The organism is Methylotuvimicrobium buryatense, assembly GCF_005931095.1.
Taxonomy (GTDB): Bacteria; Pseudomonadota; Gammaproteobacteria; order Methylococcales; family Methylomonadaceae; genus Methylotuvimicrobium; species Methylotuvimicrobium buryatense.
The window spans coordinates 1,050,057-1,066,133 of record NZ_CP035467.1; the positions used below are offsets into that span (position 1 = coordinate 1,050,057).

Annotated in this window: 12 protein-coding genes; 8 read left to right on the top strand and 4 right to left on the bottom strand. The window is 47.5% G+C overall.

Going from position 1 to position 16,077, the window contains the following annotated elements; all coding sequences use genetic code 11:
- The first annotated feature begins 171 nt into the window (after window positions 1-171).
- The 3 genes from fliJ to EQU24_RS04950 all read left to right on the top strand — a co-directional run bounded on the left by fliJ (window position 172) and on the right by EQU24_RS04950 (window position 3,718).
- Window positions 172-624, top strand: coding sequence for a flagellar export protein FliJ (gene fliJ / locus EQU24_RS04940; RefSeq protein ID WP_026130145.1), 453 nt, complete (start codon window positions 172-174; stop codon window positions 622-624).
- A gap of 27 nt (window positions 625-651) precedes the next feature.
- The gene (locus tag EQU24_RS04945) at window positions 652-2,646 is read left to right on the top strand and encodes a flagellar hook-length control protein FliK (RefSeq protein WP_017840557.1); all 1,995 of its coding nucleotides are present in this window, start codon (window positions 652-654) and stop codon (window positions 2,644-2,646) included.
- Between the two features lie 871 nt (window positions 2,647-3,517).
- Entirely contained in the window at window positions 3,518-3,718 is a 201-nt protein-coding gene (locus EQU24_RS04950; RefSeq protein WP_017840556.1) for a hypothetical protein, read from the top strand.
- A 525-nt stretch (window positions 3,719-4,243) separates the two neighbouring features.
- Here the strand turns inward: EQU24_RS04950 and EQU24_RS04955 are convergent.
- Window positions 4,244-5,905, bottom strand: a complete 1,662-nt coding sequence (locus tag EQU24_RS04955) for an ABC1 kinase family protein (RefSeq protein WP_017840555.1) — start codon at window positions 5,903-5,905, stop codon at window positions 4,244-4,246.
- An 89-nt stretch (window positions 5,906-5,994) separates the two neighbouring features.
- Window positions 5,995-6,345, bottom strand: a complete 351-nt coding sequence (locus tag EQU24_RS04960) for a cupin domain-containing protein (RefSeq protein WP_017840554.1) — start codon at window positions 6,343-6,345, stop codon at window positions 5,995-5,997.
- Window positions 6,346-6,702: 357 nt separating this feature from the next.
- On the opposite strand from EQU24_RS04960, the gene EQU24_RS04965 reads away from it, so the two are divergent.
- On the top strand, window positions 6,703-7,341 hold the full coding sequence (locus tag EQU24_RS04965; protein ID WP_017840553.1) for an HvfX family Cu-binding RiPP maturation protein: 639 nt from the start codon (window positions 6,703-6,705) through the stop codon (window positions 7,339-7,341).
- Window positions 7,342-7,343: 2 nt separating this feature from the next.
- A complete protein-coding gene (gene msrP / locus EQU24_RS04970) occupies window positions 7,344-8,288 on the top strand; it encodes a protein-methionine-sulfoxide reductase catalytic subunit MsrP (protein WP_017840552.1) in 945 nt (314 codons plus the stop codon).
- Between the two features lie 567 nt (window positions 8,289-8,855).
- On the opposite strand, the gene EQU24_RS04975 is transcribed toward msrP, so the two are convergent.
- Both EQU24_RS04975 and EQU24_RS04985 read right to left on the bottom strand, forming a co-directional pair.
- Entirely contained in the window at window positions 8,856-9,374 is a 519-nt protein-coding gene (locus EQU24_RS04975; RefSeq protein WP_017840551.1) for a cytochrome P460 family protein, read from the bottom strand.
- Window positions 9,375-9,631: 257 nt separating this feature from the next.
- Window positions 9,632-11,410, bottom strand: coding sequence for a bacteriohemerythrin (locus EQU24_RS04985; protein WP_017840550.1), 1,779 nt, complete (start codon window positions 11,408-11,410; stop codon window positions 9,632-9,634).
- Window positions 11,411-11,642: 232 nt separating this feature from the next.
- On the opposite strand from EQU24_RS04985, the gene EQU24_RS04990 reads away from it, so the two are divergent.
- From EQU24_RS04990 to EQU24_RS05000, 3 genes are read left to right on the top strand one after another with little or no spacing between them, the layout of a single operon-like run.
- Complete coding sequence (locus tag EQU24_RS04990; RefSeq protein ID WP_017840549.1) at window positions 11,643-12,362, top strand: GTP-binding protein; 720 nt, start codon at window positions 11,643-11,645, stop codon at window positions 12,360-12,362.
- Between the two features lie 4 nt (window positions 12,363-12,366).
- Window positions 12,367-13,623, top strand: a complete 1,257-nt coding sequence (locus EQU24_RS04995; RefSeq protein ID WP_017840548.1) for a sensor histidine kinase — start codon at window positions 12,367-12,369, stop codon at window positions 13,621-13,623.
- Window positions 13,624-13,625: 2 nt separating this feature from the next.
- A complete protein-coding gene (locus EQU24_RS05000; protein WP_017840547.1) occupies window positions 13,626-15,872 on the top strand; it encodes an ATPase, T2SS/T4P/T4SS family in 2,247 nt (748 codons plus the stop codon).
- Window positions 15,873-16,077: the final 205 nt, after the last annotated feature.

The window sequence follows — 16,077 nt, forward strand, 5'->3', positions numbered from 1 at the left end:
GGAAAGAGGAAATTAGGGCTTGACAAGTAGTTAAAATGCCGCACCATTTCACTATTCACTATTCACTATTCACTATTCACTATTCACTATTCACCGCTAACCGCCCCTGCGTCAGGATAGTTGTTCAAGTTATTTCATGAGCGATTCTTCGCTACGGTAGTTATCAATAAAATGAAAAAGTCCGAACGCCTGAAAACGATTGTCGAGTTAAATGTTACCCAGGAAAAAAAAGCCTTGGAAACATTCGGGCAAGTGCAAAAAAAACAAGTTCAATTGCAAATGCAGCTCGATCATTTGATTAATTATCGTCAGGAATATCAGGAAAAATTCGATGCTTTCTGTAAAGCCGGCGCTAGGGTTGGACAATTGCTGGAGTTTAAGTCTTTTTTGGATAAGCTCGATCGAGCGATTAACGGACAGGAGCAGGCGCTACAGTCATTGGAAACGGAGTTAAGTCGTGTACGCGGTAATTGGATAGGGCTGCACAATCGAACTAAGAGTTTGTCAAAATTATTTGATGCGGCGCAAGCTGATGAAATTAAACAGTTAGATAGACGCGAGCAGACCGAACAGGATGACAGAGTCGCCTCAGGACAACGCGGCGGCACGAAAAATGCTGGATAAATCAGTAATAGTTAAGAGGAAAAGTATATGAACGCTTTAAATTTATTGACGATGTTATCCGGTTCGGTCGGCAAAGAAAATTTAGGCCGGCTTTTTCAGGGAGAAGATAAAACATCCGGTGACTTTGCTACAACCTTGATGGCTCAGATCGGTTTGCTCGCACAGTCTGAGTCGCAGGAAAATTTAACGTTGCCAATGACTGATTTAGCGGAATTAACCGAACAATTAACACAGTTAACAAGTTTTGATTCCGAACAAATGAGTTCTGCCATGCAAGAAATTGCCGGTTTATTGGGCAATAAATTGCCGGCCTCGGGGAGTTTCGATCAAGAAATCGATTTAGAGAAAACCATGAGGACGTTAAACGAAGTGCTCTCTCATATTGAGGCTGCGACCGAGAGTTCGGCTGGTATGTTCGGCAATGTTGACCGGGCCGAAACGGATGAAGCGAGGATATTCGATCTTTCTGCCGAGGAAGGCCCCACTGACATGCCGGTAACGACGATGCCTCTGAGCATGATTAAAAATCCGGATGAGACGATACTGGCGGTCGATGCAAATCCTAAGTTGCCGCTTGAGGACCTGGACGATACCGGGACTACCGATGGTGAAGGAAATATTCCTAAGTTAATCAGAGATATATTGCAAACAACGAAGAGGCTTGAGCGCACCGTTCTGAAAAATATGGAAGCCATTCCGGTAACGACGATGCCTCTGAGCATTATCAAAAATCCGGATGAAACGATATTGGCGGTCGATGCAAATACTAAGTTGCCGCTTGAGGATCAGGACGATACCGGGATTGCCGATGGTGAAGGAAATATTCCTAAGTTAATCAGAGATATATTGCAAACTAGGAAGAGGCTTGAGCGCACCGTTCTGAAAAATATGGAAGCCATGCCGGTAACGACGATGCCTCTGAGCATGATTAAAAATCCGGATGAGACGATACTGGCGGTCGATGCAAATACTAAGTTGCCGCTTGAGGATCTGGACGATACCGGGACTACCGATGGTGAAGGAAATATTCCTAAATTAATCAAAAATATATTGCAGACAACGAAGAGGCTTGAGCGCACCGTTCTGAAAGATGCGCAAGCCATGCCGGCGACGATGAGGTCCGATCACAACGTCTTGGACAATACGCAGGCCATTCCGGTATCGACGATGCCTTTGAATATTATTAAAAGTCCGGATGAGACGATACTGGCGGTCGATGCAAATACTAAATTGCCGCTTGAGAACCAGAGCGACGATACTGGGATTACCGATAGTGATGGAAATATTCCTAAATTAATCAAAAATATATTACAAAACGGAGAGGAGCTGAGCAATGGCAAGTCGCTGATCGAAGAACAGCGTCTTGCTGGGGAAAGCAAAGTATCGACTGACGCAAAGGCTGTTGACCTGCATGCCAAGACCGATTCCGAAACCGCAAGTATTGAAAAAAAATTAGCGCCTTCTGCGGCTGTTGAGAAACCGGTTCCGAAAATGGCATTGGATATGGCTCAATTACACCGACAAATTGCCGGTCAAACAAAAATCGAGGCACCGGCAATGAGCAAGCCGATGGCGCATCCCGAATGGGACCAGGAGCTAGGCGAACGGATTGTTTGGATGAATAATCGGGCCATGCCGTTTGCCGAACTTAAGCTAAATCCTCAGCATCTCGGGCCTATTTCAATTCGTATCGATATGAATCAGGATCAAACAACAATCGCATTTTCCGCTCAACAAGCTGCGGTCAAAGAAGCCATAGAAGCCGCGATCCCGAAGTTACGTGAAATGATGGGAGCTCAACAGTTGAATGTAGCTGAGATTAGCGTGACTCAAGCTTCGCTTGGCGAACAAGCTAAGCTACCCGGATTTGGTCAAGCCGCTCAACAGCAAAACGAAGGCGGACAGAAAAATAGCCGAGGACCCAATGCCTTCGGAAATTCGGATAGTGCGGCTAATGCTAGCGAAGATGTCGATAATGCAAATGCGATAGTTAGTTCAGGAATTTTGAATCTATTTGCATGATCCTAAATTCGGCAGTCAGTCCACGAAAATCACGAAATACACGAAAGTAAACATACGGTTGCATAAGCCACTAGAGTCACTCATTGGGTAAGTAGCTTGAAAATCATAACTAATTGAATATTCTGTGATTTTCGTGCGTTTCGTGGACGAAATGCTTTTTATTAGGATGATGGGTAAGGGATATGCACAAAATAACTCGTTGACAGGTAAGCCACTGGTTTGACCAGTGAGACTATCAAGGCTTTGCCTTTAGATTTAGTTTTTAAAGACATGTAAATTGCTCGTCGGGGCTTAGCGACATACGCATCAAGCTAAAAACGGCCAACCCACACCCTAAAATCGGCGAAACTGCTCAAACTGGGAATTGCTGGTGGTTCGGGGTGATTCGCTTGACAGGGCGTCGTGAACCCAGTACCTAAATTATCCAAGATAGTTAACTATAGCCAATGGGCTATGGAATTTAGGTGCTGGGTGAATACGTCCAGGCTTGACGGCGGCGACTGATTGCCAAGGACGGCATGAATGCAGATTTTGCATGGAGCAAAAATCTGCCCTGCCGCCGACGCCTATCGGTCGAGTTACCAAACCCCCTTCCAACAGTTGTCGAAGTTATTTCATGCTCGTTCCTAAGTAATCTGTTACACCCGCCGTAGATCAAAATTCGGCGCAGGGGTGTCCGTCTATGTTTCGACTGGGCTCTGGGTGAAAGTTTTTTTGATGCTTATTTGTGCTTTCATAAAGATGATTTTTCAGTAGTGTTAATCAATAAATTTTCAATTTTGCTCTCAATTGCTCGGAAATTATTCAAGAAATAGGATAATGTCCTCAACGGAAATAAAAAAGATTTATTCAATTTTAAGGGGATATTTATATGGATTCTCAACTTCAAGCACAACAGCGCGCACAGTTTATTGACAGGGTGCATCAGGAATTTTTAGTTATGACGGGCTACGGCGCACATGTTCATATCAATACGCATGGCATTTTGATGTTATTCAATCAATTTTTAAATCAACAAAAACCGGAAAGAGAATTTATTAGAGCAACTGTTGCTTCTCTTAAGCGAGCATGACCTTACCGGTCTTATGTTTTGTGCTCTTAGGGCTATTATTCGATGCTTAGGATTTGGTCGTAAATAACTTCCTTATTCTATGGAGGGTTCGGTGACTCGATTGACAGGTGTCGGCGGCAGGGCAGATTTTTGCCCCTGCAAAATCTGCATTCACGCCATCCTCGCCAAGCATACCCCACACCCTTTTTGATCTCCAAATTGGGAATTGCTGAGATGAGTACACAGTGAATCTTGTCTTTACGGGGAAAGGTAAATCCGTTTGTCCTGATCAAAGTAAGCGCCCTTCGGTCGCGTGGCGTTACTATGAAACAGTGGCTATTTGACGTATTTTTAATTATTGGCAAGTCATTGATATTAAATATATAAAAAGCTGTTTCCTGAGGGCTGTCGAAGGATGAGCGGATTTACGCTGAGCTAAATGATATTTACCCGACATTGTAAAAATATTTGAGTATTAGTCGTGAACTGACAGTCGACGCTTACAGCGTAATCGGCGCGGTTTCTGTGATTAAATGGACTCACATTTTAACCGCTACGCCAAATAGAAAAGAGTAGCCAAATCCCTCCGAATAGTGCACCGACGAAAGCGGTCAAGCCGATAAACGATGATGCGCCGCCTTCAACGGTCGAGACAATAGAACTGCCGATAATCATTGCCGCAGTAACTAGGCTGACGGAAATTCGATTCACCACACGGTCGAGCTCCTTGCCCAGCCATTCCGGTCGCGTGATGTCCAGGCGAACGCTCAACGCGCCTCGCCGCAAATCCTCCATAATTCGGTGCATATCTTCCGGTAACTCGCTTAGCATTTCAACGAGCCCAGCCGCCGATTTAAAACCGCGTCTCGCCATGGCTTCGGGATTGTATCGGAGTAGAAACGCCCGTTTGAGTAGCGGGGTTGCCGCTATGACCAGATTAAATGACGGGTCGAGTTGTCGCCCCAAGCCTTCCAAGGTAATGAATGTTTTAATCAATAATGTGAGATCGGCCGGCAAATTGAGCTGATGATCGCGCAGTAAATTCGTCAAGTTAATCAGCAACTCCCCTATGTGAAGGTCTTTCAATGGGATATCGTGGTACTGATCGATAAAATTGTCGACTTCCAGCGTTAATGCGTCTTTATTTGCCATCGACTTGTCGGCCCATTTCAAAAGAATTTTGACGACGATATCCGGATCGCGCTCCACTAAGCCGTGCAACAGATTGACGACTTGATTCCTGCGCTCGTCGGTGAGTCTGCCGACCATGCCGAAATCGATAAACGCGATGCGATTGCCGGAAAGAAAAAAACAATTGCCGGGGTGAGGGTCGGCATGAAAAAAACCGTCTTCTAGAATCATTTTAAGCACCGCATCGGCACCGGTTTTAGCCAGTTCTTTCCGGTCTAAATTCGAGTCATCGATGCGATCGATATCATGGCCCGAAATGCCGTCGATATATTCTTGAACATTGACGCGTTCACAAGTCCATTGCCAATACACTTTGGGAATGATGATAGTGCGGCTTTTTTTAAAGTTGGTGCGCATGCGTTCGCTATTGCGCCCTTCAATGGCCAAATCCAATTCTCGGCGCATCGATAATGTGAATTGTCGTACGATTTCCTGTGGATTATAACGACGTAGATCTTTGATTTCCCGGGCTGCAACTTCAGTCATCTGGTTGAGTAGGCGCAAATCCGCTTCGACGGTAGGTCGGATGCCGGGACGGCGGATTTTGACAATAACCTGAGTGCCGTCTTCCAGCGAAGCCTTATGAACTTGTCCTATTGACGCTGCTGCTATCGGCGTGATGTCGAAAGACGCAAAGACTTCGTGCGGCGGGGCGCCGAGATCTTCCTCCAGCTGTGCCATGATTTTATCGATCGGCGCTGGACGGGCTCGATCTTGCAGTTTTTCGAACTCAGCAATCCAGGCAGGGCTGAACAAGTCGGGGCGAGTTGCGAAAATTTGACCCAGTTTCACGAAAGTAGGTCCCATTTCTTCCAGAACTCGACGAATGCGTTCCGGTGGTTCCATACTGGTCAATTCGTCGATTTCATGCCAATGCAAAACGTGCCCTGCGCGTTCAACAAGACCAACAATGCCGAGTCGGCGGACTAGATCGCCGAAGCCATAGCGGATCAAAATCGAAGTGATTTCATGAACGCGTCCGAAATCCCTAGCGACGGATAAGGTTTCCAGTATCATTATGTTGGTATGCTGACGTTAGGTGGCGGAAGTGAATATCAATATAGGAGGGGAGTGTCTCTGTAAGTCAATGTTTCATAATTATATAGTTAGCAGTCGGTCGTTACTTTATCGGTCATATGAATAGCAAGCCAAATCGTATCGATTTTTCGATCGGTCCATTCTACCCGATGTAAAGTATGTGCCGGGATTAATAAATAATCCCCGGGATTTAAAACGATATCTTCGAGACAGTTTTTATAACGCAGTTTCGCTTCACCTTGAAGGAGCAGTACCCACTCGTCCCAGTCTTGATCGTACCAATGGTCGGCTTTTGTCGAATGATTCCTGGAGACGATGCGCTCGATGCGGACATGGTCGGTTTTTAACACGGTTTCGAAGAGTTCTTCGGGTAATCGGTTTGGAATGTTTGCGAAAATATTGGAATAGCTTACGGACATCGTTAATATGATTCGAGCCAAAAAGCGATAACTATAGCAAAGGTGAAAGGTGAAAGGTGAAAGATGAAAGGTGAAAGATGAAAGGTGAAAGATGAAAGATGAAAGATTCGCTGTTTCCCAAGCTCCAGCTTGGGATATGCTTGCGTGAAGCTCTAGCTTCGCGGTGCAAACGTTATTGCGGGTCGGGAAAGCAACTCCGGTTTAAACTACCAAGTCTATGCCTGTTGCCGAACACCTCGACGCCGAATTTTGGATTACGACTACCAGTCGATACATTTAATGTGGAAGACTGAGCGCTAATTATTATCGCTGATTTGAAGTTACGAGGATCGTCAACCAACACAGAGAGGTAGTATCATGAATTTAAAAGATATTGATTGGCAAGCAGGATTTGATAAGAGTATTGTCGGAACGCGATGGGCTTTAAGGGGGCTGGATAAACTTAAGTGTGCCGATTTTATCGCACCGTTGTTGTTGCGGCTTTATCTCGTTCCGGTACTGTGGATGGCCGGGTCGAAAAAATTCGCCAATTTTTCCGACACGGCGGCGTGGTTTGGTGACGAACAGTGGGGATTGGGCTTGCCATTACCTTATTTGCTGGTATTCCTAGTAGCATTGATCGAAGTATTGGGAGCGGTTTTTTTGTTGACTGGATTCGGAGTCAGGTTGATTTCATTACCGTTGATGATCGTAATGGCGGTGGCGGGAGTTTTAGTGCATCTCAAGAACGGCTGGCTCGCGATTGCGACCGGTTCCGGATTATTTGCAACCGACCGTACGATCGGTGCGGTAGAGCGACTGGAACAGGCCAAATCGATCTTGCAGCAATACGGCAATTACGACTGGCTGACTGAAAACGGGGCCTTCGTCGTATTGAATAACGGAGTCGAATTTGCCGCAACTTACTTTATTATGTTGTTGGTATTGTTTTTCATCGGTGCCGGACGTTATGTCAGCATCGATTATTGGCTGGCGGCAAAATACTCAGAGGAATAGCTATGTTGATTAAATCCAAAGCGGTCGTCTCGGAAAACGACGTGACCGACCGGACGGTTTTCGAAGCCCGCAGAAGCATTATTAAAGCCGCGCTGACGTTACCCTTAGCAGGGGCATTACCGGGTGTTTCGGAGGCCAAAAACAAAAAATATGCCGATGTACCGGTCGGTCCCTATTCGGCGGATCTTGAACCGAACAAATTTGAAGATGTAGCCAACTACACTAATTATTATGAATTTTCGACTAATAAGACCGACTCGACAGTCCTGGCGCGGCGCTTGGCAACAAGGCCTTGGTCGGTTGCCGTCGAAGGCGAAGTCGAAGAGCCTGGCGTCTACGATTTGGAGGATATTCTCAAAGCCAATCCCTTGGAACAGCGTATTTACCGATTCAGATGCGTCGAGGCTTGGTCAATGGTTGTGCCGTGGATCGGCTTTCCGCTGGGTGCAATGCTCAAACAGTTCAAACCGACCCTGAAAGCTAAATATGTCGAATTTACGACATTATATAAACCGTCGATCATGGTCGGTCAGAAAAGTGGTGTATTGGAATGGCCTTATGTCGAGGGTTTGCGTATCGACGAAGCAATGCACCCCCTGGCGTTCATCGCAACCGGTATGTACGACGACGATTTGCCCAACCAAAACGGCGCCCCGTTACGCCTGGTTATTCCTTGGAAATACGGATTCAAGAGCATCAAAGCGATCGTCAAGATTCGCTTTCAAGAGGACATGCCGAAAACGGCCTGGAATAAAAGCGCACCGCATGAATACGGATTTTTTGCCAACGTCAATCCTGACGTGTCGCATCCGCGTTGGAGCCAAAGCCGCGAACGCGTACTTGGCGCAAGTATATTCACACCGAAACGCAAAACCGAGTTATTCAACGGGTATGGAGAAGCTGTTGCGTCTTTATATTCGGGTATGGATTTGACGAAGAATTTTTAATCGATTGATTTAGAACGCCGATCAAAACGCGGGGCCCGATATATACTCATCGCATATCAAAATTCGGCGCCGGGGTGTCCGTCAGAGGAAGCCGTGAATACGTCCCTGTAGGCTCTATGCCAGCTCTATGCTGGCAAAGCCTTTGTCGAACACCCCGATGCCTCCTCGGACATTGCCGAAATTTGAAGTGCGAAAGGTATACCTGCTCCTTTGATAATGAACAACCGTACTCTCTATCGCGCAGTGCATTGGAAAGCAATTGTTGACTTTCTTCTAAATGGTTTATTTGGGATTTCGTGATAAATAACGTCCTGGAACTATGAGTCTTGTTGAGGGTTCGGTCACTCGCTTGGCAGGACGCCGTGAATACTTCCGTGTAGACTTGACGGCGGTGACTGATTGCCATGGATGGCATGAATGTAGATTTTGCAGGAGCAAAAATCTGCCTTGCCGCCGACACCTGCCAATCGAGCAGTCGAACCCTCCTGAAAATAAGGAAGTTATTTACAGTCTAATCCTTAGTAGGAAAGAGAATCGTTTCGACTGCAAACGCGAATATAGTCTTATTTAAGGCATCTCGGCCGGGCGGGTAAACACGTAATCGGTTTTTTCGGCCTTGGCGTGGCAACCGGCGCATTCCTGCGCGAAATCGGCGTTATCACCGTAAGGTTTCAGTTCCTTGCCGACCCAGCGGGCATAGCCCCAGCCTTGGGTTGCTTGGAATTTTTTGGCGTCCTTGATCATGAATTCGAAATGTTGAATTCCGTCTGGAACCGTCGCGGCTTCCCAGAGCGGGTGCTGACGGTCTTTCCAGACCAGTTTGGCCAGTATCGTGCCGTCCGGCCAAGGACTGGTATTGCCGCTGCGAGCGGCTTTAACTGCGATGCTATTGCCGAGGATCCCGCGCAGCGAATTGTTGTCGGTCCGGTGCGCGACGCCGATGAATTGCCAGTTTTGGTAATTTTTCGGCATTTCGATACCGTTCGGTGCGGTTGCCGGTTCTTGGGTTTCGGCATATGCGCCGAAAGATATCGACAGGCTCATGACGATCGTTGAACACAGTCGTAATGGTAATGTGTATTTCATGGATTATTTCCTCTTCACGTTAACTAAAGCCGATGGCTTTCAGTCGGTTGATATGTGATGATCCTAAAATGTATACCCATCGTAGACCAAAGTTCGGCATCGGGGTGTTCGTCAAAGGACGCCGTGCATAGATCCATGTAAGCTCTATGCCAGAATCCATGCTGGCAAAGCCTTTGTCGAGTCCCCGGCGCTTCCTTAAGTGCTGCCGAAATTTGAAGTACGAAAGGTATAAAACAAGCTATAAACATTGTGCCGCATTAGCACCCATTGGAAGTCAGCGGTAAACATATTCTGAATTTACTGCCTTTGCCGATGTAGGATTCTACCTCAATCTTACCGCTGTGGTTTTGGATGATTTTATAGGATAGCGATAAACCCAATCCGGTTCCTTGGCCAACCGGTTTCGTCGTGAAAAACGGGTCGAAAAGTTTAGAGCGGATTTCTTCAGGAATACCTTTTCCGGTGTCTTCGATTTCAATCCAAATATGGTCTTTTTCGGTTCCGGTTCTGATATAAATAGTACCGAACGTTTCGATGGCGTGAGCGGCGTTGACCAATAAGTTCATGAATATCTGATTCATCTGTGCGCCGATGCATCGATATGGTTCTAATCCGCTATATTCCTTGACGATTTTCGCCTTGTATTTGAGTTCGTTTTGGATGATATTCAAGGTGGCGTCGATACCGGCCTCGATGTCGAATAGTTCCATTTCCTGCTTGTCGATTCGAGAGAAATCTCTAAGATCTTGTACGATCTTACGCGCGCGCGTTGCTCCTTCGATCGATTCATCGACCAGATCCGACAAGTCGGTTTTTAGATAATCGATATCGATGTTTTCCTTGAGCTGATGATAAGCAAGAACTTCGCGGTTATCGGCGGGCAGTTCTTGGGCAAGCTTTTCGGCGGTCTCCGAAAACAGCAGGATATCGTTCAGGTATTGTTTTAAGCTATTCAGGTTGGAAAAAACATAACCTAACGGATTGTTGATTTCATGAGCGACACCGGCTGCTAGTTGCCCGATCGATGCCATTTTTTCGGATTGAATCAAATGGGCTTGGGTTTCTTTTAGGCGTGCATTCAGTCGGACTTGTTCGTTTTTTTCCGCTTCCAAGGTTTTGTTGGCATCGAGCAACTGCTGCGTCCGTTCCTCGACTTGTTCCATCAATAACTGATTGATGCGGGCGATTGTGATTTCGGCATTCTTTTGATTGGTAATATCCATGCCGCAGCCCATGAGTCCGGCAAAACTGCCGTTTCTTCTGATTCGCGGGACGCCGGTTTCCAGAATCCAGACAATACTTTCATCTTCTCGACGCAAGCGGTATTGAATTTTGAACTTTTTTAAGTCGGATGCGGCATGGGCATAGGTATCCGCAACTTTATCCCGGTCGTCGGGATGTATCATATCCAACCATTGCGAATGGTTGCCGGAGCCTAAGGGGATATTGAATTTTTTATGCCGGTAACGATTGCAGAAGACCGGAATGTTTTTGGCATTGGAAATCCATATCAATGCCGGTAAATTATCGGCCATTTCCTTGAATCGGTCTTCGCTTTCCCGTAAAGCCGAATAGAGATTGCTTTGCATGATAATGCCGGCTTGGTCGATCTTAGCCGCATCTGAAATCGGCTTACCGAGAATGCGGTCGGCCATTTTTTTATCGGTGCCGAGTATGTGCCGGTATAGCCAGTCGAATAAAAAATCCAAAAGGTGATGTAGTAAAAAAGATGCGTTGTCCGGTTTCTGGTTGCGCGCTTCGACGATTGTTTCGACAAATTGTCGATGTTCGTTTTTGTGCGATATGAACAATGCTTCCTCGAAGTCCGATTGTTGCATCAATTTCTCTTCTTCGTCGAAATGATAGCGTGTGTAATCGATCAAATCGTCGAGAAGTTCGGTGATTGTATCGGGGGCATGGCCTAAGGCTACGGCTTCGTCGAGACGGTTGATTAGCTCTAAAAGTCGACGGTGCTGATCGTCGACGCTGGTTATGCCTAATTTAAGACTATCGTTCCAAGTTAAAATAGAATCCATATTATTCGAGTCGGTTAAGGATTTCGTGAAAAATAACTTCCTGGAGCTATGAGTTTTGTAGCGAGTTACCGAACCTGCTTGCCTTGCATTAAAAATAGGGGAGTTATTTATGACCAAATCCTAAGTTTAACAGCGCTAAACGTATAATTTTCGTAGTATAGCCTAAAGTTGAATTGTTTCGTTCGTTTGGCGTAGACTGGCGTAAGTGTATGGGCAGCAATTCGTTTTGCGAATGGCGGCTATACTGGATGTTTTATTCATCGGTCGATTTTTTCCTAAGGTCATGGCTCAATACGACGAAAGCAGTCAAAAACTGACGATCAAGCTGGTTTATTACGGCCCGGCGCTCAGCGGCAAGACCACTAATTTAATGCGTCTGCACGATATTTTGACGCCCGATATGAAAGGCGAGTTGATGATCATGGAAACCGCCGACGATCGAACCTTGTTTTTCGATTTATTGCCGTTGGGATTTCGCGCACCGTCCGGGTTATTGATCAAATTCAAGGTTTACACGGTGCCGGGGCAGGTGATACACGACAGTACGCGCAAGGCCGTGTTGTCCCGGTCCGATGGTGTCGTGTTCGTTGCCGATTCGCAGCGGACGCAAAGCGTCAATAACGGCGAGTCGTTTGAAAATTTGGCCGCAAACGCCGCGCGCGTCGGGCTCGATTTTCAGCAATTGCCGTTGGTCGTGCAGTTCAACAAGCGCGACTTGCCGGCAATTCTGAGCGAACAGGAAATCATGGCGCGGTGGGAAAAGGCGCCGTGGCCGGTTTTGTTTAGTTCGGCGTTGACCGGCGAGGGCATCATCGAGACCTTCAAGGCTTTGTTGGCGGCTGTTTATCTAACCTGCGATCGGCTGTACCGCTTGCAATCGGATCATGGTCTCGATTGCGATAGCTTTATCGCGCAAACGTTGGGCGGTTCATTATCATCGGCAAAAGGTTGAGACGATGTACGATTTTCAATCGGGGGGCGATTTCGAACGCGATTTAAATCTTGACGAGCTCTTGAAAGGTATAGACAAGAGCCGCTTGATTTCGGCATTGAATGTCTTATTGGACACTACGGTCGGCGTCGTGGACGATACAGGGGCAAGCGTAATCGGCGACAACAGCTCGAAGACGGTTGATCGGGTGCCGTTGCATGGCGAGCTGGAGCCTGTCGGCTTTTTGCAGACACGAACCGCCGTTCCATCCGAACGCTTGAGTGCCGCGGCCGATTTGATGCAGTTGATTTTGCGCTGCAATGCTCGCTATTTGTTGGCATCCGATATTCATCTACAAACCCAGCGCGACGATTTCGAGGAATTACAGCGCAGAAACGTGGCTTTGCAAGCGTCCGAAGCGCGCTACAAAAAACTGTCCGAAAGTTTGGAAATACGCGTCAAGGAGCAGGTTAAAACGATCGAAAAGGCGCATTTGAAGCTTTATAGAAATGAAAAGCAGGCTTCGGTAGGTCGGTTGGCGGCCGGTGTGGCGCATGAGATCAACAATCCGTTAGGCTTCATTCGCAGCAATGTCGCTACCGCCGCATCCTATCTGGAATCGTTTTACGAATTCAATGCTTTGATCGATAACGGGGCTTCATCGAAGGATTTACGCAAAGTCTGGGAAGAGCGGGAATTGTCGTTATTGCTCGACGATTTCAAGGATTTGATGAAAGAAAGCCTCGAAGGACTCGATCGTATCGCGAAGATCGTTATTGCATTGAAGGGGTTTTCGCGTATCGATCAAACCGAAACCGAACGAGCCGATATCGATACGATCGTTCGGCAAATCTGCCAGGTTGCCGAATCGCAATGGCAACAAAAAGCGAAACTCGTTTTGGAACTGTCTTCGGAAACGCCGATTCAATGTCAATCCGCACAATTAGGCCAAGTCGTATACGGGCTGCTGGGTAATGCGGTAGATGCGATCGAAACAAACGGCATTATTCGTATCCGCACCGCTGTTCGAAACGGGGCTGTCGTGCTCGAAGTTCAAGATAACGGACGAGGCATTCCGGAGACGGTTTTACCGCATGTGTTCGAACCGTTTTTCACGACTAAAGAGGTCGGGCAGGGGACGGGCCTGGGCTTGACCGTTTGTCACGATATAGTCAAAGAGCACGGCGGCTCGATCGATATCGTGAGCCAGATAGGTAAGGGAACTCGGGTAACGGTTAACTTACCTGTGCATAACGCCATTCAGAACCCTAAAGAGTCTTAACAATGTCGTTTTATGCCTCATTGTTTACCGGCGGCCAAAATACCGACGCCGCGGACGAGCAAGACGATACGCAGCAAGCATCCAAGGCGTACGGCATATTACTGGTTGACGACGAACCCAACGTACTCAGCGCGTTGCGGCGCGTGTTTCGTCAGGAAAACTACCGCGTCGAAGTCGCTATGTCCGGCGACGAAGCTTTGCACACGCTCGCGAACGGTCAATTTCAGCTGATCATTTCCGACTATAAAATGCCGGGCATGAACGGAGCCGAATTGCTGCGGCGCGTCAAAATGCTTCATCCCGACATTATTCGGATCATGCTGACCGGCGAGGCCGATACCGGCGCGGTACTCGGTGCGATCAACGAAGGCGCGGTCTATAAGTTCATTCTCAAACCCTGGAATAACGACGATTTGCGTATCACGGTCGGCTTGGCGCTGGAACAGTACGACCTGATCGAAAAAAATAAAAAGCTCCAGCACGACAATGTCAATAAAAGCAAGGAGATTAAGCGACTCAGCAAACTGGCCGTGTCCGATAGCGCCCGAATCGCGATCATGCTGCATAAAAAACAATTGCTCAGCGATCGGCAGCTTCAAGAGTTATACAAAATCAAGCAGACTCGAAAGGATTCGATGCTCAAATTGATATTGGAGCGCGAATGGGTGGCCGAGAAAACGATTCGCAGCATTTTACGTAAGGAACTGCTCATCGAAGAAGTCTCGCTGCCGGAGTTTCAGGTCAATCCCGAAGCGGTCGAGCTGTTGCCGCGTTCGGTGTGCGAACAACATTGCGTATTGCCGTTGAAAGTCGATCAACGCCAATTGTTACTGGTCATGGCCGACCCGCTCGATATGGGCTTGCAGGCGGAATTACGGTTCATGACCGGCTTGACGATTGAAACCGTGATGGCCGATATCGCCGCGATCAAGAAAAAAATCAATGCCGTTTACGGCGACGAGCCGAGCTTCGGAGAAATCGAAACCATAGTTTCCGCTCTCGACCCGTTCGAGACGATCGAAGTCGTCATCGATCACGAAGACGATATTTCGCTCGAACAATTGCTGCAGGAAACGTCCGAACCGCCGGCAATACGATTGGTCAATTCGATCATCATCGAAGCGATACGCCTGAGAGCCAGCGATATTCATATTCAACCGCGAACGAAAAGCATCGTCGTTCGTTACCGGATCGACGGTATTTTGTTCGACAAGATATACATTCCGAACCAACTGCACAATCAACTCGTTTCGCGCATCAAAGTCATGGCCGAAATGGACATCACCGAGCGGCGCAGGCCTCAGGACGGACGGATTACCGTCAAAACGCCGATGCGTATCGTCGACCTTAGAATTTCGACCCTGCCGGTCATCAACGGGGAAAAGGTCGTGATGCGAATTCTGGACAGGAACGCGCAGATTCAAAGTATCGATAACCTTGACGTTGCGGAATCGGAACGGGAGAAATTGTTGCATCTGATCAACAAACCGCAGGGTATCGTACTCGCGACCGGACCGACCGGCAGCGGCAAGACGACTACGCTTTATGCCTTACTGCAGCACGGCGTGACACCGACAAAAAACTATCTCACGATCGAAGAGCCGGTCGAATATTTTCTCGATTCGGCCGGTCAGGTCAATGTGCGCGAAAAGATCGCATTGACTTTTCCGGTGATATTGCGCGCGATTTTACGGCAAGACCCCGATGTGATTCTGTTAGGAGAAATCCGCGATTTCGAAACCGCCGAAGTGGCCTTTCAGGCGGCTCTAACCGGTCATTTAGTGTTTTCTACGCTGCATACCAATTCCGCATTGGCAACGGTGGCAAGATTAATCGATTTGGGCTTGAAGCCATTCATCGTCGCCAGCGGGCTCGAAGGTGTAATTTCTCAGCGCTTGGTACGCAAGATTTGCACGCATTGTCGGGAAGTCTGCGCGCCCGATCCTGAAACGATGCGCATGCTCGGCCCGTTATTCAATACAAACGCGATCGAAGTATACCGGGGCAAAGGGTGCGAAAACTGTGGCAATACCGGCTATCAGGGCCGAGTTTGCTTGATGGAGATATTGGCGCTCAACGAAGCCATGCGCGATCTGATAACCGCACAGGCCAGTTTCGGCGACCTGAGAGCCATGGCGGTTGAAAACGGCTATCGAACGCTGCTCGACGATGCATTCGATAAGGTAGTCGCGGGTACGACGACTTGTGAGGAAATATTACGTGTTCTGGGGCCGCAGAGTTTATTCTGAGTCGTGCGTCGAAATAAAGGGCTACGATTACAATATTCATCAATCTAGAAAAAGCATTTCACCATGAAGATCATGAAGAATAACAAGTCAATTCAATAGCCCGCCATGCTTTTGCAAAACAATTTTGCACTCCTGAAAGGTTGCTAAAAGATTATGAATATCATCTTGAAATACCTCACGAACTTCATGTGCTTCATGGTTAAAT

Excerpts from the sequence above, each read along its gene's own strand:
- fliJ (WP_026130145.1), top strand. The coding sequence starts at position 172 with ATGAAAAAGTCCGAACGCCTGAAAACGATTGTCGAGTTAAATGTTACC.
- EQU24_RS04945 (WP_017840557.1), top strand. The coding sequence starts at position 652 with ATGAACGCTTTAAATTTATTGACGATGTTATCCGGTTCGGTCGGCAAA.
- EQU24_RS04950 (WP_017840556.1), top strand. The coding sequence starts at position 3,518 with ATGGATTCTCAACTTCAAGCACAACAGCGCGCACAGTTTATTGACAGG.
- EQU24_RS04995 (WP_017840548.1), top strand. The coding sequence starts at position 12,367 with ATGTACGATTTTCAATCGGGGGGCGATTTCGAACGCGATTTAAATCTT.
- EQU24_RS04990 (WP_017840549.1), top strand. The coding sequence starts at position 11,643 with ATGGCGGCTATACTGGATGTTTTATTCATCGGTCGATTTTTTCCTAAG.
- EQU24_RS04975 (WP_017840551.1), bottom strand. The coding sequence starts at position 9,374 with ATGAAATACACATTACCATTACGACTGTGTTCAACGATCGTCATGAGC.
- EQU24_RS04965 (WP_017840553.1), top strand. The coding sequence starts at position 6,703 with ATGAATTTAAAAGATATTGATTGGCAAGCAGGATTTGATAAGAGTATT.
- EQU24_RS05000 (WP_017840547.1), top strand. The coding sequence starts at position 13,626 with ATGTCGTTTTATGCCTCATTGTTTACCGGCGGCCAAAATACCGACGCC.
- EQU24_RS04955 (WP_017840555.1), bottom strand. The coding sequence starts at position 5,905 with ATGATACTGGAAACCTTATCCGTCGCTAGGGATTTCGGACGCGTTCAT.
- EQU24_RS04985 (WP_017840550.1), bottom strand. The coding sequence starts at position 11,410 with ATGGATTCTATTTTAACTTGGAACGATAGTCTTAAATTAGGCATAACC.
- EQU24_RS04960 (WP_017840554.1), bottom strand. The coding sequence starts at position 6,345 with ATGTCCGTAAGCTATTCCAATATTTTCGCAAACATTCCAAACCGATTA.
- msrP (WP_017840552.1), top strand. The coding sequence starts at position 7,344 with ATGTTGATTAAATCCAAAGCGGTCGTCTCGGAAAACGACGTGACCGAC.